Consider the following 16324-nt stretch of genomic DNA (forward strand, 5'->3'; position numbering starts at 1 on the left):
GGTAATATAACATTGCCTTTGACGTCAAACCTGCTCACAAATTATACAGGGCTAAAGCCGCGTCTAATCAAGGCTAATCTTTTCAGTACAAGATGACAGCATTTGGTACTTGCAACGTTATATACAGCCGGCATGCAATGATGCCAAGCTCATGCGACTTGTGCAACTGTCAGACATACACGTTGGAAGCCTCTTTGTGCAGGGTGCCTTTGATGCCGTCGTTGATGAAGTGAACAAGCTCAAGCCCGACGCCATAGTGATTACAGGCGACCTGACTGATGAAGGGATACTGCCGCAGTTTGAAAAGGCAAGCAGGGAGATAAAGCGCTTTGAATGCCCCGACATCATTGTGGTTGCCGGCAACCACGATTACAGACACACCGGCTACCTGCTGTTCAAAAAGTTCTTTCCGACAAAGCACGTCTACGAGTTTGACGACGCGGTGCTGCTTACGCTTGGAACGGCGAGACCTGACAGGGACGAGGGCGAGGTGGGTTACAGGCAGAACGTGTGGATGGAAAAGACGCTTTCAAAATATGAAGGCAAGGTCAAGATAGTTGCTATGCACCACCACCTTGTAGGAATCCCGGACACGGGTACTGACAAGATCCTTATCCTTGACGCCGGCGACACGCTCAGGACGTGCCTCCAGTCAAAGGTCAACCTGGTGCTTTGCGGCCACAAGCACAGGCCGTGGGTGTGGAACCTGGGGCCATTAGAGATAGCCTACGCCGGGACTGCATCCTCTACACGATTCAGAGGGTTCTTTGAAAACTCGTACAACATCATCGAAGTCGAGAAGGGCAAGGTGCGCGTCGACATCAAGATAGTGGGCAAGAAGCGCTTCCCGCTCGCAGACCTGGTGGAGCAGTACAAGCCTTTCCTCGAATCAGGCTAGTGTAAATGCTTATACCTGCCACGTCAGAAAAGCTCCTGTTGCAGTACCACAAGGCCGCTCACCTTGGTAAGCAGCGCGCGCAAAAGGCGCAGATGCGGCTGTTCGACTACACCGGCTTTGCCATGCTCACCTACACCATAAGACAGTCAGGCGACAGCTTTGAGCCGGTGGGTGAGGAGGAACTTGCAGGAAAACTGACCCGGGGCGACGAGGCGATGCTCTTTGTCTGCGACGCGCAGGGCTACGCCAAGGCCCAGTCAAAGCCCATGCCGATAAAAGAGGGCGAGGAGATATTTCAGAAAATGCTTGCCGACGGGATGCCCGAGTTCAAGGGTGAGATAAAGACTGTATCCTAGACGATTATCCGGGTTCCGTTTGCCTTGTTTTTCAGCACCGCTTCTTTGATCCTTGTCGGCTCTGACTTTATTACAAGCGTGGGGATCTTTGAGCGTTCGATGACTTTGAGCGCGACGATGTCCATCAGGTCGTAGCCTCCTGCCATCGAGTTCTCGCCGCCAAGGAGCGTCCTGCACTCCTTGACCGTTATCTCTCTGAACATCTTCGCCCTTTTGTTGGAGCGCGGGTCAGAGTCGTATATGCCGTCTACGTCGGTGGCGTTCACGAATTTTGTCGCGCCCACCTTTTCTGCGATGAGCGCAGCTGTCGCGTTGGTGCTCTGACCCGGGTGCAAGCCCCCTGTCACGACTATCTTGCCGGTTGCCGCTGCCTGCGTCACCTCTTCCAAGTCTTCGGGCACCGCGTGGTGCGCCTTTTTCCCAAGGGCTGCCACCAAAAGTCCTGCGTTGAGCCTCGAGACCAGTATTCCCATGATGTCAAGTGACGCCTCGTCAAGCCCAAAGCCGCGGGCGATTCCGATGTAGTGCCGGGCTATCTTGCCTCCGCCGGCGACCACCACAGGTTGTATCTTGGCGGACATGCCTGCAAGCATCTTGGCGTATTTCCTTATCTCGGCGCCGGTCTCGTCGGAAAACACTTTGCCGGACAGCTTTATGACGACGCGCTCTTTACCTTCCATGCCTTCCCGCCCCTATCCCCAGAGTCTCCTTCTCCCCCAGCACCTTTTTAACAGATCGCTCGACCTTCTGCCTGCTTTCTGCAGTGGTGTAGATCCTGAGCATATCAAAGAAACCCGATATCGAGTCCACAAGCGGGATGTCTGAAACCGGCACTTCCTGCACCCCCGTCTTGTCGGCGACCAGCACAAAGCTCATCTCCTGCTTGCTCGGGGTAAGCGGCATCGACGACGCCCTTGACGCGTCTGCAAAAACAAGCGACCTGTCGACGCCGGCAGTCTGCGCAATTTCCTCCTCCATTTTTGAAAGCGCCTTTCTGTCCATGCGCTTGTTGCGCTCGCGCTTGTGCAGGAACCTCTCATACACGCACTTTAGCAGGCGCCTGTCGCGGTAGTCACGGGCTAGCCTGCCGGCGATACCTTGCAGCGCGCACAGCCTCTCAAGCGTCGCCTCGTCTGTCAGCGAGAGGTAGTTGTCAAGCGACGTGTCTGAAAGCCCGAGCTCGTCGTCGCCTGCTATCATCGACTGCAGGAGCATCACTTCTGCCGACCTGACCGTCTTGTGGAAATAGACGGCCTTGAACATCTCGTACCTGGATATCAGCATCGACTCTAAGGAATTGAGCGCGGACCGGTCTATTGCAAGCCTTCCCTTTGCGACTTCAAACGAGCTGACGAGCCTGTAATAGTCGACCTTGCCGTACTCTGCGCCGGTGAAATACGCGTCGCGGGGAAGGTAGTCCATGATGTCGGCAGAAAGCCCGCCGGAGATTATTTCGTTCAAAAATCCTGTCTTTGACTGCCCAAACGACAGACCTGCAATGTGGTCTGCGCTGTAGCCGTTTTTTGAAAGGGCGTCTGCTATCTCGCTCTTGGCAATTATGCGCCTGCCGATCTCTTCGTGGCTCGTGCTTGTCTTTGTCTCAAGGACTTCCTCGAAGAGGTGCGAAAACGGGCCGTGGCCGATGTCGTGCAAAAGCGCCGCCAAACGTAATTCCTGCACGACGTCCGCGTTGTCGATGTGGCCCTTGGCAAGAAGGCTCTCACCTGCAAGGCCTGCAACGTGCATGGCACCAAGCGAGTGCTCAAAGCGCGAGTGCTGGGCGCTCGGGTAGACGAGGTGCGCGCCTGCAAGCTGCCTTATTCTGCGCAGCCGCTGAAAGACGGGGCTGTCTATTATGTCCCGCTCGGCGCCGGTGAACCTGATTGACCGGTGTATCGGGTCTGTTATCTCGCCTTCAAAATCCAAGTGAAGATGCAAAAGGGCCGGGCCGAATTAAACTTTCACTATCTTTCTGACTATCTTCAGTATTTCCTGGTGGACCTGCTCCTTGCTCTTGGAGCCGTCTATAACCTTCCACTTGAAGGCCTTGGCAAACTTGACATAGTTCTTGTACGCAGCCGCTGCAAGTTTTTCGTCTGTCTCAAACGTGTCTGGAGTCTCTGCCCTCTTTTTCGAGGTGGCAGGGTTTACGAGGAGCACGATGACTGCGTCCTCCTTTGGCAGGCCCTTGTCAAGGCGCTGGAGCCAGCCTGCGTCCATGCCGTTTGACACGCCATAGACGAGGTTTGACTGCCAGTACCTGTTCATGACGACAATGGTGCCGTTTTCTGCCATGCTCTCTATCTCCTTCTTTTTCTCCCACCTGTTTGCAGAAAAGAGCAGGTGCTTGGCTTCTGCAGGATAGTCGCGCCTGCCGTCCAGAAAGGCCCTTATCTCCATGCCTATCGGAGTCGTGTAGTCTGGAAAGTCGATTACCACGCATATCTTGCCGAGCGCCTTGAGCGCTTCCTGGAGCATCCTTGACTGTGTAGTCTTGCCGGCCTTGTCGGTGCCTTCAAGGACTATTATCTTGCCTCTTGCCACCGTCGAAGGTCAATGCACGCGTCAATAAAAAGCTGTTGAATAATTGATGCCAGAGGCAGTTTGTGAGATTTTGCACAGCATTTTTGTCGAGAATTTAATCCAAAATACCAACAATTTAAAAGAATATCTGCTAGAAAAACACAACAAACAAACATCTTACCAACAAATTAAAATAATATCAGCCTTGTAAGAAGGTGAACGTGCTTGGGGGAGAGCATTCTTGAAGGACGACAAGTCCAACATCGCCATATTTGACACCTTCAAGACGCGCAGGAACAAGTTCACGGGGGAAGCCAAGAGGCAGAGGGGAATAATTGCGCACCTTGCAACCGAGCAGAGCCCCGAGCTTCGCACCAGGACGTCGATAGCCCATGCGATCGCAGAACAACATGGCATTTTGTGGCAGAACATCTACTCTGGCATATTCCGCGACCTCGACGAGGTGCTGATACCCGCCGGCGTGGTAAAGGAAGGCGGACGCCTGCCATTGAGGAGGGGTCCAAAGGCGCTGCAGCTTGAAGGGGTGCCGTTCTACGAGCTGACCGATACGGGCCTCCTGGTGGCGTCGTCGATAGAAGAGCTTGGAGATCACCGTATGAAGCTGTTCAAGTCGTACGTGTCGTCGCTTCCGGCGTCAGACGCGTCTTGCAGGGCGATGAAGGAAGGCCTGCTGTTGCTCATTGACCGCGCGCCCTCTTTTGTGGCGAAAATGATAAACGAGTACATCTACGCCTACAGCACGGGCGAGATAAACAGCATTGCGCCCCTTGACACGAAAAAGCTGCGCTCTGTCATCTCAAAGCAGATAGCGGTTGAAAAAGAACTGGTGGAAGCGTTCATCTCTTTTGCGGATCAGGAAAAAGACCTTGCAAGGAACTTTTTCAAAGTGCTGACCTGATCACTTGCCCTTGTAGCCGCAGGCCGAGCACTTGTATTCCTTGGACCTGCCCTTGCAGCCCTCGCAGCGCCATATCCTTGCATTCTTGCACTTTGGGCAGGAGAAACTCTCCGACATCTCGCCGGGGTGGACGTCCCTGCCGCACGAGTTGCACTTGGGCATGTCGTACGATCCAGAGTACATGTAGAGCCGCTACCCTTTCGCACTATTTTTACTTTTTTTTAAAAAGGATTTATACCGAGCTTGCGGATTTACGCCATGGGCATAGGAAGGTACATGGTCAAAGAGCTGGCGCGCGAGCTTGACAACAGGTCAAGGGAGTTCTACGAGTTTGTGATGCCTGCTATAGACATGGTGTCGGAGGACAGCGAGCTTGTCGTGACCATCGACCTGCCAGGGTTTGCGAAAAAGGACATCGCCCTGAAGATAAAGGGCAACATACTTGCGATAAGCGCCAAGAGGGACGTTGCAGAGGCAAAGGGGACTATATACCAGAGGCACAGGCCGCAAAGGATAGAGAAAAAGATAATCCTGCCCCTGCACGTCAAAGAAGACGAGAAGGTGGTCGGAAAGGCGACCTACGTCGACGGCGTGGTCACGCTCAGGATACCGATGCCGTCGGGCGCAACGAGCATCCCGATATCGTAATTATCTCTGGGCACTCCAACGCATGCGTGAGCGCATGACCAGTGTTTCCGGTGCAGCATGCAAAAAATGATGCACAATGCACCATTTTGAGCACGAAAAAATGGTGCAATTTTAAAATGCGTACATGGGCGTTCTACCGCCATTTCAAGTCGAGATTCTGGTACTGCGTGCATCATTGATACAATTTATCCCCTGCGGAAATTGTATGTGCATAAAATTGAGCACAGAAAAATGTGCAATTTTTGTGAATAATTGCCCAAAAAGTCATTGCAATTGTATACTGTACAAAAGCCGCGATACTCATGCCGACATTTGCAAACCATGCGGCCTTTTTCGCATGCCAGACAGCCAGACTAGTTGCTCATTCTATTTACGATTTTTGTCTGCATTCTCTATGCCAGCGAACACCCCAAGAGAAATGACCGCCTAGAAGCGATTGGATAAAAGTTCAAAAGAATCTGCGGAGTCATTGAGGTTGTGGCAGACTCTTCAAGCGCACTTGTCATTGTCTTAGGACTTGGAGCACTGTTTTCTATACTCTACTTGAGTAGCGTCTTTTCACAGCCGGGTCATTTTCACTCAGAAATTCTAACCGAGCCTAAAATAACACAACAAGAAGCATTGGCAACTATAGAAAACGAAGTTAAAACTGAGTTGTCAGAAGTACAACAAATTCGGCTATCCCATCTTGACTACAACTTTACTTTGCAAGGATATTCTGACCCAGAGTATATGGATTATAGAAGACAGATAGGCTGGAGCTGGAGTTTTGAGCATGTCAAGCAATTTCCAGAGCTCCTTCAGATTCCACTAATCTTCTTCCATGCAAATGGTACTGTATATGACATAAACGCAACAGATAATTCGTTCAAGAAAAGATGCGATGAGCCTTCGCTCACTTGTCTTGGCGGAGGGTTTGGATGGGCTGCAAAAGACAGGTTGATATACATGGCCGAAATTACGGTGACTCCTCAACCAGAGCAATTTCCGTCTAACGACTACTATTACCTAGTCGATGCAGAATCAGGAAAGATAGTCTGGAATAGCATAGACTATGCAAAGAACAGAAAGCCAATGCCAAATGTTACCTTTGACAACAAGACGATAGCACAGTTATTCAAACAACACTTCGTCCCTCCTGAAACACGTTACATCAGCATTGAGAGAGGCGCTTCAAATCCTGATAATAATGTTGGATACTCTCCAACTTTCGCTAGGTCATCGATAGGCATCGATAATAGAGTTGTTTGGACAAATAACGACGAAGTCGCACATACCGTAGTTTCAGATAACGGTTATTCCAATAAGCAAATTGGCAGATTTGAATCGAGACTTGTTGAACCTAACGATACATATGAGTATGTATTCCCTGATGTCGGAACTTATCAGTACCATTGCGATATACATCCCTGGATGAGAGGCACTATAGAAATTATTGAAAACTTTACATGATCAATATCTAAATTGTAGAACTCCAGAGCAAGAGCAGTCCTATTATCATTACCCGCATACGACGATAGTCCGCGCCCATTCTATATCAAGTAATGTGGACTATCACTATAGATAGTTAATAGTATCTATTTACAGTATGTTTATATATAGTGATTACATTATTGGAGATGATGGACGCTATATTACCAAAAAAGGTGATATACACCATGGTGTCGCTCAGTTTGATTGTATTGATGTCTTTTGCTTATGTACCTTCGGCGGCGGCAATCGCAAATGGTGCAATGCAGGGCGCCGAGAATGGTACTGACAGGTATGAGCTGGGAATAGGGGGTGCAATTTCCGTAAAGAATCCGTATGTAAGTCCTACTGGTTTCGGTAACCATAGGGATTATATGATCTATATTAACGATGCATCACAATACGGTGGGACCGTCGGAGCCGGATATTACACTCATGATGGATCGACGTTTTACGATATGGTGTACCGCTTCAAGTTTGGAGGATACCCAAATCATGATTTATACAACTCGATACCTCTGAATACAAACATCAATGCCCAAGTAAAGGAGCAAAACGATAATCCCACTAGTAGGTGTTGGGTAGCCTTTGCCTACCAGACGCCCTCTACCACAGTCTGCTTTACCGGCAGTACAATCTCGGGTGCATCAAATATTGGAGCTATTGCAAGGACATTTTCTTCGTATAGCTCAGGCAGCAATGACTTGTACGGCTACATGTACAACTTACAGAGTAGATACAAGCTGACTAACTATCCTTATACCATAGGCTGGGAAAATTTCAGCGATGCAGCATATTCAAACTACAAATGTTCGTATGGTGGAAACTATGTCATACAATATGTGTCTGGAATGAATGCGGTAGGATTCGGACCTAGAACATATACATCGAATAGTTGTAGTACGAGCCAGCCGAGTTATGAGCCATACGGAGAAGCTTCACAAGCGGGGCAACCATAGATATGAATACCCATACTAGAGTATTCAGCATTGGCGTTCCGATAGCAATTGCCGTGGCACTCCTAGGCGGGACATTATTTGCTAGCGGCTTGATGAACGGGACCAAGAACAATGATGGTAGCGCCGAGGCTGAAGTAGGTAGTCATTGCCCGCCATCTTCTTTGGAAGGGGTAGCACTATCCCCTGACTGGAAAGTAAAACAACCCTCAGCGTTACCCGAAGGATATGAGTTACAAGCAGCGATCGATAATAGGCCATCACATGTGGAGCTTCTCTATGCAGACCATCCACTTTGTGGGCCCTCATCAGAATTTGACTACTATGGCAATCAGCTGAAGATCCACGTCATAAAGCCAGAAGAACCGTTGGATCCGCAGAAATATCAGCAAGAACGTTTGGATTATGCTACGAATCCTGAAAGTGATATAGTGGCAAAAGTTCAGCCAGTGGATGTCAATGGTTACAAGGGCACTGGATGGGAACCGTATGATGCCGAGAGCATTGTACGTCTAAATGGCACTATAATTCACAGAGAGCCATTCCATGGACAAGCTGTATTAGGTTTCTACAACAACGATGATAACATAGAGTACGTCCTCTTTGCCAACGATAACCAGAGTCTCTCAGACCTGTTAGCCATAGCAAGAAGCATAAAGTAGGAGTTCAAGGATCTAAGCACTATCCTAACTGCGTATCTTCGTATTGCCTAATTGAGTAATCGCATAGCTTTGAACAGTCTGTCAGAAGACGGAGCCTGTAGCGTCATGTCAGTGCAGTCGAAATCTGTAAGATAGGATACCAAGATAAATCATCTGGTCAGTCGATTTTTGGTCTATTGTACCCGCTATGAGAAATCTCGTCGAGAATCGATACTGTTGCATATACTATTACCCCCGGTCCAACTCTATCTCGCTGTGCAACAAAATCGAAAGATAATTATCTTTTTGCCGCGCCAACAGCTATCGCAACCGCAGCAGCTGCAAAGCCGGCGTATGACAGCATCGCGTTGTAGGGGAGCATCAGAGCCGAGCCGACAAACAGCGCTGACGCAAGTATGCTTGCGGCAAGCATCGGGCTCTTTCTTTCTTGTTTGAATCCCTGCTGGTTTTCAAGAAAAGTCTTGACCATGGGCCCCAGTTCGACTGACGCTTCTATGCCCTTTGCGATCCTCTTTGCAGACGCCTTGACCTCCTCGATGTAGGCGTCGCGGACAAGCCCCTCTTCCTCAAGCAGGTTGCCAAGCACCTTCACGAACTGGAAATTGACTTTATGGTGCTGGTAGATGCCTTCAAGCAGGGAGGCCATGCGCATGTAGAGCGCCAGGTTCTTTGGAAGCCTGAACGGGAACCTGCTCATCGTCTTGTTTGCAAGCTCCATCAATGCTTTCACTTCCATCCTGTCCACCTGCTTGCCAAACATCGACTGGATGGAAAGGTCGATGCCCTTTTCGACGACGTAGCGGTTGACAGCAGGCTCCAGCGTGCCAAGTTCAATCAGGACGTTGACTGTGCGCGCCGGGTCCTTGTCCAAGAGCGCGAGATATAGCCGTATCAGCTTGAGGCGGGTCTCGTTGTCGAGCCTGCCGATCATCCCAAAGTCGTACAGTATCAGCCGCGCCTGCTCGCTGTCCTCAACTGCGATGTTGCCGGGGTGCGGGTCGGCGTGGAATATGCTGTGGCGCAAAAGCATCTTGAAGAACAGGTGGTGGGCGCGCATCACAATCTTTGACCTGTCGATGCCCCTTGCGTCAAGCGCCTGAACATCGGTTATCTTGATCCCCGGCACGTACTCCATCGTGAGCACGTGCCTTGAAGTCCTCTCATCTACCACGCCCGGGATTATTACAGTCGGGTCGCCGGCAAGGTTGCGCTTTATCGTGGCAAGGTTCTGCGCCTCTATGCGATAGTCCATCTCCTCTCGTATTGTCTCTGCAAACTGGGCAAGCATCCCCTCTGCAGAAAAGCGCAGGTTCGGGTCGATGAACCGGGTCGCAACGGGCATTATCTTTTTCAAAACGAAAATGTCGTCTGAGATTATGCGCTCGATGTTGGGCCTGCCCACCTTGACGATGACCTGCCTGCCCTGGTGCCGGGCAAGGTACACCTGCCCGAGGCTTGCCCCGGAGAGCGCCTCCTCGCTGAATTCTTCAAACGCCTCTTCAATCCTGCCTATCTCTCTTTCAATCGTCGGCTTGATCTCTGAAAAGGGCGCGGGTGGCACGTCGTCCTGGAGGCTTGCAAGCACTTCAAGGTACGGCTGCGGTAGCAGGTCTGCCCTTGAAGATAGCCACTGGCCCAGCTTTATGTAAGACGGCCCGAGCGCGATAAAAGTCTTGAGCGCCCTCTCGGCGTGGCGGCGGTACTTGTCCTCGTCGACTCCCTTGCCCTCCTTTTTCACCCACTCGCGCCTGTCGCGCCTAAGAGCGAGCACGACGGGCAGGAGCCTCAGCATGACCCGTGCGACATGAAGCCTCGACGGCCTCGGGTAGACAGGTTCGACGTCGATAGTTGCCTGCTCGCCGAGCCTTGGCGCCGACAAAATCAATCAACCTTCTTCTTTTTGGCCGCGTTCGTCGCGGCAAAGAAAAACTTGCCTGCAGCCGACGCGGCAAGGCCGCCTGCGATTATCGCGTCAACGACTGCATCTCTGCCTGCCTTGCCGTCCTCCTTGCGCTTTCTGTAAACCTTTTTCCCGACGTGCCGGCCAACGATTGCAGCTGCCGCTGCCCCTACCAAATATTCAGGCGCGTCGACGAGCAGGTGCCCAAGCGGGTCCTTCCTCGGGTCGACCCTGTCCATGTGGACCGTGTAATGAGAGTCATAGTCGCGGATGTGGAGGTTCCCGTAGCGGTACTGCCTCCTGGCGCCCTTCTTGCTCCCAAGCGCAGTCTCGCCCATCTCCATTATCGGCCTGACCGCCCTCGGCACGACTATGTTGCCGTCGCCGTCGATAAACTCCACGGGAAAAAATAGCGCCGGATTGGATATAAAACTAGCGAATCGGTAATTAACCCGCGCCTCATGTACTGCCCCGTTGAAGGTAAGGCTGGTTGAGAGCAGAAAGGTCTACGACGGCGAGGTGTCGATGCGCGTTGACAGGTTCTCTATAAACGGCAGGGTCGTGGACAAGGAGATAGTCGAGCACCGGCCGTCAGTGGGCATCATAGCGGTGCAGGGCGACAGCATTTTCCTTGTGAGCCAGTACAGGCGGGCCGCAGACAAGACACTTCTAGAGATACCTGCAGGCAAGATGGAGGCCGGCGAGACCCCGCTCCAGGCCGCAAAAAGGGAGATGGACGAGGAGATCGGCTACTCTGGTACGCTCAAGCCTTTTCTGAAGTGGTACCTTGCGCCCGGCTACGACACGGAACTGATGTATTTGTTTGTCGCAAAGAACCTGCGCAGGATAGCAAGCAGGCGCCAGATGGACGACGACGAGGACATTTCGGTCAAAAAAGTGAAACTTGCAACAGCAGCAAAAATGTGCTTTTCAGGCCAGATTATAGACGCCAAGTCGATTGCTGCAATTTTGGCCTATAAATCAAAGCCACTCTGAGTGGGTCGGCTGGTACACCTTTTTCCTTGCGTCTTCCAGGGAGTTGCGCTCCACTACCAGGCCCTGGCGCTTCAGGTCCTCCACTGCGGCCTGCACGGTCCTCCTCGGCAGGTGGCTCAGGCCCATCAGCTCGCCCTGTTCGACGGGGTGCTTTGTCTTGATTATGTAGTAGATGAACTTTGAAGCAGGCCCTCCCTCCGGGTCCTTGCGCACGTACGAAACCCCGAAGGCAGACTTGGCAAGAAATCCTCTCCGCTGCGATTCGACGGACGCAATCGCGTCGGTCTGCACCTCTGCAAGGTTGACGCGCTGGCCAAACTCTGCGATGAGCGCCGACTGCTGCGACTCTAGCGGGGCTTCAAAGATGAAGGTGCTTGGCGGGAACTCGTTTGTCATGGCGCCAACAAAGCTCCACTTCACCATCCCCTTCTCGTCGTATATGCCGACGTTGTAGCCCTCGTTTGCCTCTATGACCACCTTTTTCGAGCCAAGTTTCACCGCCTCGTCTACCTTGCGCAGCGTATCGTCAAGGTCTAATTGGTGTCTTGGGTCCTTCTTGCCCACCTTCCACTGGAACTCCAAACCCGCGGCCTCGATTACCTCTGTCACCTTTTTCTTCTGCGCCATAGAAAGGTCGATGCTGCTCTCGCCTATCTCGACCACGTCAAAGCCGGCCTCCTCGGCCTCCTTTGCAAACCTCTCAAGCGAGCTCTCGGCTATCGCAAACTCGGTTATCGTGCTTCCAGTCGAGACTCTGATCCCGAGGTCGTGGTAGAACCTGATCTTTCTCCTCAGCGCCTCGTCTGAGACCAGCATCGGCAGCGCCCCGTATACCTTGACAAGGTCGATGAAAGGTGCTATCACCCTCATGTTCTCGGTGTCCAGCCCCTGGAACTTGTCTATCGTGCACGTGAGGCCCTCCTTGCGGGGCTTTTTCGGGTCTATCCTGCTCTTGGCAAGGCCGTCCAGCATAGATATGATATGTGCAGGATTTGCGCATATTTCTATGTTGCCAGTCGCATACTGCGCATTTGCCGTCAATTATATTGCACAACGGCAGCTAGATGAAAAATGGACTACCGGGTCAAGCTGGGCATAGCGGCCGCGCTGGTCGTCTTTGTGGTGGGCACCTCAGCGGCGCTTGGCGACAGGTCGCTTTTCCAGCCAGAAAATCCCGGCAGGACCTCTGACGTTTTGAGGCTTGGCTACTTTCCAAACTTTAACCACGCGCAGGCAGTAATCGGGGTCGGAAACGGGGACTACCAGCAGGCACTCGGGAACATCAGGCTTGAGACGCAGGTGTTTGCCGCCGGGCCCGACGCGGCTCTTGCCCTCTACGCAAACAGCATAGACTGCGCGTACCTCGGCCCCAACCCTGCCATCAACGGCTACCTGAAGTCAGGAGAGTCGCTCAAGGTGGTCGCCGGCGCTACCAGCGGAGGCGCCGTGTTCGTGGTGAGAGACGGCGCCGGTATAGATTCTCCAGACGACTTTGCAGGCAAAAAGCTGGCGTCGCCTCAGCTTGGCAACACGCAGGACGTCGCGCTGAGGCATTATCTGCAGGAACAGGGCTATGACGTCAAAAAGATAGGCGGGGACCCTGAGATCCAGCCAACCAAGCCGGCAGACATCGTGACACTCATGGCCGACGGAAGGCTTGACGGGGCGTGGGTCCCGGAGCCGTGGGGCGCGCACCTTGTCAGGGAGGCAGGCGCGCACATCTTCCTTGACGAGCGTGACCTCTGGGAGGGGGGCAGGTTCTCCACGTCTCTTGTGATGTGCAGGGCCGACTTCATCGAGAACAATCCGGAATCAGTCAGGCGGCTTGTAGAGGCCCACGTCGACAGGACGGTATGGATAGGCGAGCACAGGGAGCAGGCCATCCAGCTCTTCAACGGCGAGATAGCGAAAATACTCGGGACCGCGTTTAACGAGCAGGACCTTGCAATGTCAGCGACCAGGATGAAGTTCACCTACGACCCTCTGGAAGAGACAGTCATAAAGGCGGCTGACCAGGCGTACGGCCTTGGATTCCTGGACGAGGAGCCTGACCTTTCCGGGATGTTTGACCTGCGCATCCTGAACGAGGTGCTTGCAGAAAAAGGCCTTGCAGCCGTGGGGCGATAAATGTGCTAAAAAGCCGCATTTCTGCGACCGGTTGCATATATGCAGTCAGTTATATTGCATCAAAGGCTGAAGATCTGAAAACGCCCCGGTGAATGGATATGATGCAAAAGGCAGTGACGCAGCCGCGCAGGAAAAACACCAGCACCATCGACGACATCGCAAGCATCGCCATTTTCCTTGCTGCGTTTGGCGCGGCCTGGCAGGTCATCTACCTTGCCGGCGTGCTCCCTGAGCAGTCCCTGCCGTCGCCAATCTCCGTCGCGCAGTCGTTTGCAGACCTTGCTTCAGAAGGCTCGCTTGGCGCAAGCTTGGCTGTGACCATGGGCAGGCTCGCGCTCGGGTTTGCGATAGCGATTGCAATCGGAGGCGCAGTCGGGCTTGCGATGGTCCGGTTCAGGGACTTTGGCAAGACCATGGGCTCCTTTTCAGTCGGTCTCCAGTCTTTTCCAAGCATTGCCTGGGTCCCGTTTGCCATACTTCTCATCGGGTACAACGACCTTGGCATCCTGTTCGTCGTGGTGATAAGCTCCGTGTTTTCAGTGATGATGTCTACCTACAGCGGCATACGCAACATACCGCCTATCTACATGCGCGCCGCGCGCAACATGGGGGCAAGCGGCTCGATGCTTTTCCGGCACGTGATGATACCTGCCGCGACTCCGACTTTGATAATAGGCGTAAGGCAGGCGTGGTCGTTTGCGTGGCACGCGCTTGTAGGCGCAGAGATACTGATGTCCGTAATCGGCCTTGGGCACATACTCTTTGTCGGCAGGGAGTTCATCAACATGGGCTGGATAATGGCGACCATGATAGTCATATTTGTGATAGGCATGGTGGTCGACAGGGTCATATTCTACAAGCTCGAGGAGCGGATCCGCTCCCGGTGGGGCCTCAACTCGCACACAGAGTAAGGGATACTTGAACCTGTACAGCGAACCTAAAATGCGATGGCTGTGAGAGAGGACTGTGGCGGCAGAGTCTCAGCTGATGTCTGCCCGGGGGAGGGCAAAACACTTCATCATCTGCGATTCCTGCTTCTGGTGCGCGTCGTTCATACAGGCAAGGTTCCTAGGCTCGTGCCCTTCATGCAGGAGCCGGAGGCTGTCGCGCATGCAGGTCTATGCGCCGTAGATCTCGTTTATCTTTCTTGCAAGCGCCACGTCGTAGGTGCTTATCTTGTTGCCGATGTCGTGCGTGACAAGATTTATGGTGACGCGGTTGTACACGTTTGACCACTCGGGGTGGTGCTCCATCCGCTCGGCCTCTATGGCGACGCGTGTCATGAACGCAAAGGCCTCTGAAAAGTCGCCAAACTCGCAAGTCCTTGCCAGCTTGCCGCCAGAGACGGACCAGCCCTTCAGGCCGGACAGCTCTTTCTCAAGCTCCTTCTTTGAAAGTTCCCGGCGTTCCATGCGTCTTTTTCAGGGGCGCGCCTAATACGCTTTGCCCGCAAAAAATCCGCGGAACCTGCCGTACGCGACCGCGCCTGCAATTCCAAGCGACGCCGCAAGTGCAGCTACCGGGAATTCGGGCACGACCTGTATGCTTGACTGGACGGACTCGTTTGTGGCGTTTATCTTTTCCACGCTGACTGTGAACGAGCCCTGCGCGTCAAAGTTGACGTCCTGCGAAGACAGGCCTTCCGGCGTCGTCGAGCCGCCGCTCCTTGATAGCTCGTTGCCGGCGTTGTCCCTTATCACAAGCTCGTACGTGGCTGCAGACACGGGGCTGCCCTGCTTGTCGGTTATCCTGACGCCAAAGGGAATCGCCTGCTGCGGGAATATCTCCTCGGGGATGGTGAGGCTGACAGAATAGTTGGCAGACTCTGATGCCACCTGCATCACCTTTACCTCGCTTTCAGGATCGGGCGGGCTGAGCGCAAACACCGCTGCTTCAGGCGAGGCGTTGTCGGCCTTTATCCTGCCCTGCAGGTCCTCGAGGTTCTTCCTTGATATCGTAAAGTGTACTACTGTCTCTTCCTCGCCATAGTTGTCGACAAACACTGGCACGCCAAAGCCATTGACAGTGCCTTTTAGCGACTCGCGGTCAAAGTCTGAAAGCTCTTTTGGTATGAACACTTCAGTGTGGAGCATTCCTATCCTTGTCGGCATGTCAGACTGCCAGTCAAAGGGCATGGAAAAGCTGATGGTCTTTGTCGCGTCGTCATAGTCAGACTCTGAAATAGCGCCGTAGTAGTTGCGCACCATTATGCTCTGGCTGCCAACCGGTATGGTCTCTTCCCTGCCCGGAGTTACCCAGATGTCGTACTGCAGAGGCGGATCAACAAGAGTACGAGGACTCTTCTCAGTCCAGATTTCTATGAACAGGTTGTACAGGCCAGGTTCTGTGAACACAGGGCCTTCGACCACTATGGGCTCGCCCCTGTTCCACACGCCGCCAAATATAGGCTCGGGATAGCCATAAGCCGTGACTTCTGCCGTGTCCTTGGGGACTATTTTCAGCTCGACATTGCCGTCTGGGTCGTAAAAGAATCCCTGGCCGCCGTACGAGTCGCCGCCACCGCCGGCGACGCTCTTTATCGGGATCTCGACGCCGTCCTTCTTGAAGAAGAACCTGTACGTGACTTCCTTGAAGTTCTCGTTTGTAGCCTCGTCAAAGAACCTTGCATTGATGAACACCGGCTCGCCGGCCGACGTCACGACCGGAGGGTCGAGCTTGACAAACATTGTGGCCTTCTTGCCTGAAAAGTCTGCAGAAGGAGCCTGCATGCCTCCGTGGGCAAACGCACCCGGCAGCGCCGGGATGGCAAGCATCATTGTTGCAAAAAATCCGAATGCAAAAACCGCGCGCAGGGAACTTCTCCCCATCGGGGTTGAAAACATCTCAAGCGTATTTTTCCCGCGCCGTA

Annotated in this window: 20 protein-coding genes; 11 read left to right on the plus strand and 9 right to left on the minus strand. The window is 53.0% G+C overall.

All coding sequences use genetic code 11. The annotated features are described in order from the left end of the window. Positions 1 to 151 precede the first annotated feature (151 nt). Together HXY31_RS10315 and HXY31_RS10320 are read left to right on the plus strand one after the other, a co-directional pair. Entirely contained in the window at positions 152 to 898 is a 747-nt protein-coding gene (locus tag HXY31_RS10315; RefSeq protein WP_292642711.1) for a metallophosphoesterase, read from the plus strand. Positions 899 to 936: 38 nt separating this feature from the next. Then, positions 937 to 1254 carry a hypothetical protein gene (locus tag HXY31_RS10320; protein ID WP_292642713.1) on the plus strand — a complete coding sequence of 106 codons (318 nt, stop codon included), beginning with the start codon at positions 937 to 939 and terminating at the stop codon, positions 1252 to 1254. On the opposite strand, the gene pyrH is transcribed toward HXY31_RS10320, so the two are convergent. The 3 genes from pyrH to tmk are packed head-to-tail and all read right to left on the minus strand — an operon-like array spanning position 1251 to position 3798. Continuing rightward, positions 1251 to 1934 carry a UMP kinase gene (gene pyrH, locus HXY31_RS10325; protein ID WP_292642714.1) on the minus strand — a complete coding sequence of 228 codons (684 nt, stop codon included), beginning with the start codon at positions 1932 to 1934 and terminating at the stop codon, positions 1251 to 1253. The genes HXY31_RS10320 and pyrH overlap by 4 nt on opposite strands. After that, the gene (locus tag HXY31_RS10330; RefSeq protein ID WP_292642716.1) at positions 1924 to 3180 is read right to left on the minus strand and encodes an HD domain-containing protein; all 1257 of its coding nucleotides are present in this window, start codon (positions 3178 to 3180) and stop codon (positions 1924 to 1926) included. Before HXY31_RS10330 ends, pyrH begins: the two co-directional genes overlap by 11 nt. 27 nt (positions 3181 to 3207) lie before the next feature. Then, on the minus strand, positions 3208 to 3798 hold the full coding sequence (gene tmk, locus HXY31_RS10335) for a dTMP kinase (RefSeq protein WP_292642718.1): 591 nt from the start codon (positions 3796 to 3798) through the stop codon (positions 3208 to 3210). 220 nt (positions 3799 to 4018) lie between these two features. Here tmk and HXY31_RS10340 point away from each other — a divergent pair, with 220 nt between their 5' ends. Next, entirely contained in the window at positions 4019 to 4696 is a 678-nt protein-coding gene (locus HXY31_RS10340) for a hypothetical protein (RefSeq protein WP_292642720.1), read from the plus strand. Here HXY31_RS10340 and HXY31_RS10345 read toward each other — a convergent pair whose 3' ends face one another. Then, positions 4697 to 4879, minus strand: a complete 183-nt coding sequence (locus HXY31_RS10345) for a zinc finger domain-containing protein (RefSeq protein ID WP_292642722.1) — start codon at positions 4877 to 4879, stop codon at positions 4697 to 4699. Between the two features lie 75 nt (positions 4880 to 4954). On the opposite strand from HXY31_RS10345, the gene hsp14 reads away from it, so the two are divergent. From hsp14 to HXY31_RS10365, 4 genes are all read left to right on the plus strand, one after another. After that, positions 4955 to 5344: an archaeal heat shock protein Hsp14 gene (gene hsp14, locus HXY31_RS10350; RefSeq protein WP_292642724.1), complete on the plus strand. Its 390-nt coding sequence runs from the start codon at positions 4955 to 4957 to the stop codon at positions 5342 to 5344. A gap of 477 nt (positions 5345 to 5821) precedes the next feature. Next, the gene (locus tag HXY31_RS10355; RefSeq protein WP_292642726.1) at positions 5822 to 6796 is read left to right on the plus strand and encodes a plastocyanin/azurin family copper-binding protein; all 975 of its coding nucleotides are present in this window, start codon (positions 5822 to 5824) and stop codon (positions 6794 to 6796) included. A 161-nt stretch (positions 6797 to 6957) separates the two neighbouring features. Then, the gene (locus HXY31_RS10360) at positions 6958 to 7773 is read left to right on the plus strand and encodes a hypothetical protein (RefSeq protein ID WP_292642728.1); all 816 of its coding nucleotides are present in this window, start codon (positions 6958 to 6960) and stop codon (positions 7771 to 7773) included. A 2-nt stretch (positions 7774 to 7775) separates the two neighbouring features. Next, a complete protein-coding gene (locus tag HXY31_RS10365; protein WP_292642730.1) occupies positions 7776 to 8432 on the plus strand; it encodes a hypothetical protein in 657 nt (218 codons plus the stop codon). Between the two features lie 277 nt (positions 8433 to 8709). Here the strand turns inward: HXY31_RS10365 and HXY31_RS10370 are convergent, their stop codons facing one another. Next, on the minus strand, positions 8710 to 10311 hold the full coding sequence (locus HXY31_RS10370; protein ID WP_292642732.1) for an AarF/ABC1/UbiB kinase family protein: 1602 nt from the start codon (positions 10309 to 10311) through the stop codon (positions 8710 to 8712). A 2-nt stretch (positions 10312 to 10313) separates the two neighbouring features. Further along, a complete protein-coding gene (locus HXY31_RS10375) occupies positions 10314 to 10733 on the minus strand; it encodes a hypothetical protein (protein ID WP_292642734.1) in 420 nt (139 codons plus the stop codon). Positions 10734 to 10806: 73 nt separating this feature from the next. On the opposite strand from HXY31_RS10375, the gene HXY31_RS10380 reads away from it, so the two are divergent. Then, positions 10807 to 11328, plus strand: coding sequence for an NUDIX hydrolase (locus HXY31_RS10380; protein ID WP_292642736.1), 522 nt, complete (start codon positions 10807 to 10809; stop codon positions 11326 to 11328). On the opposite strand, the gene HXY31_RS10385 is transcribed toward HXY31_RS10380, so the two are convergent. Beyond that, positions 11314 to 12300: a phosphosulfolactate synthase gene (locus HXY31_RS10385; protein ID WP_292642738.1), complete on the minus strand. Its 987-nt coding sequence runs from the start codon at positions 12298 to 12300 to the stop codon at positions 11314 to 11316. The two genes, HXY31_RS10380 and HXY31_RS10385, sit on opposite strands and share 15 nt — an antisense overlap. Positions 12301 to 12399: 99 nt before the next feature. Here HXY31_RS10385 and HXY31_RS10390 point away from each other — a divergent pair, with 99 nt between their 5' ends. From HXY31_RS10390 to HXY31_RS10400, 3 genes are all read left to right on the plus strand, one after another. Further along, positions 12400 to 13455, plus strand: a complete 1056-nt coding sequence (locus tag HXY31_RS10390; protein WP_292642740.1) for an ABC transporter substrate-binding protein — start codon at positions 12400 to 12402, stop codon at positions 13453 to 13455. Between the two features lie 98 nt (positions 13456 to 13553). Continuing rightward, positions 13554 to 14366: an ABC transporter permease gene (locus HXY31_RS10395; RefSeq protein ID WP_292642742.1), complete on the plus strand. Its 813-nt coding sequence runs from the start codon at positions 13554 to 13556 to the stop codon at positions 14364 to 14366. 55 nt (positions 14367 to 14421) lie between these two features. Next, a complete protein-coding gene (locus tag HXY31_RS10400; protein WP_292642744.1) occupies positions 14422 to 14586 on the plus strand; it encodes a hypothetical protein in 165 nt (54 codons plus the stop codon). Here the strand turns inward: HXY31_RS10400 and HXY31_RS10405 are convergent. Beyond that, positions 14574 to 14867: a 4a-hydroxytetrahydrobiopterin dehydratase gene (locus HXY31_RS10405; protein ID WP_292642746.1), complete on the minus strand. Its 294-nt coding sequence runs from the start codon at positions 14865 to 14867 to the stop codon at positions 14574 to 14576. The two genes, HXY31_RS10400 and HXY31_RS10405, sit on opposite strands and share 13 nt — an antisense overlap. A 21-nt stretch (positions 14868 to 14888) precedes the next feature. Further along, on the minus strand, positions 14889 to 16298 hold the full coding sequence (locus HXY31_RS10410; RefSeq protein WP_292642748.1) for a hypothetical protein: 1410 nt from the start codon (positions 16296 to 16298) through the stop codon (positions 14889 to 14891). Positions 16299 to 16324: the final 26 nt, after the last annotated feature.

Origin of the sequence: Nitrososphaera sp. (assembly GCF_013388945.1) — an archaeon.
Taxonomy (GTDB): domain Archaea; phylum Thermoproteota; class Nitrososphaeria; order Nitrososphaerales; family Nitrososphaeraceae; genus Nitrososphaera.

Bases quoted from the DNA above. Each gene is read 5' to 3' on its own strand.
- HXY31_RS10345 (WP_292642722.1), bottom strand. From the start codon at position 4,879: ATGTACTCTGGATCGTACGACATGCCCAAGTGCAACTCGTGCGGCAGG.
- HXY31_RS10385 (WP_292642738.1), bottom strand. From the start codon at position 12,300: ATGCTGGACGGCCTTGCCAAGAGCAGGATAGACCCGAAAAAGCCCCGC.
- HXY31_RS10365 (WP_292642730.1), top strand. From the start codon at position 7,776: ATGAATACCCATACTAGAGTATTCAGCATTGGCGTTCCGATAGCAATT.
- hsp14 (WP_292642724.1), top strand. From the start codon at position 4,955: ATGGGCATAGGAAGGTACATGGTCAAAGAGCTGGCGCGCGAGCTTGAC.
- pyrH (WP_292642714.1), bottom strand. From the start codon at position 1,934: ATGGAAGGTAAAGAGCGCGTCGTCATAAAGCTGTCCGGCAAAGTGTTT.
- HXY31_RS10395 (WP_292642742.1), top strand. From the start codon at position 13,554: ATGATGCAAAAGGCAGTGACGCAGCCGCGCAGGAAAAACACCAGCACC.
- HXY31_RS10405 (WP_292642746.1), bottom strand. From the start codon at position 14,867: ATGGAACGCCGGGAACTTTCAAAGAAGGAGCTTGAGAAAGAGCTGTCC.
- HXY31_RS10410 (WP_292642748.1), bottom strand. From the start codon at position 16,298: ATGTTTTCAACCCCGATGGGGAGAAGTTCCCTGCGCGCGGTTTTTGCA.
- HXY31_RS10390 (WP_292642740.1), top strand. From the start codon at position 12,400: ATGGACTACCGGGTCAAGCTGGGCATAGCGGCCGCGCTGGTCGTCTTT.
- HXY31_RS10315 (WP_292642711.1), top strand. From the start codon at position 152: ATGCGACTTGTGCAACTGTCAGACATACACGTTGGAAGCCTCTTTGTG.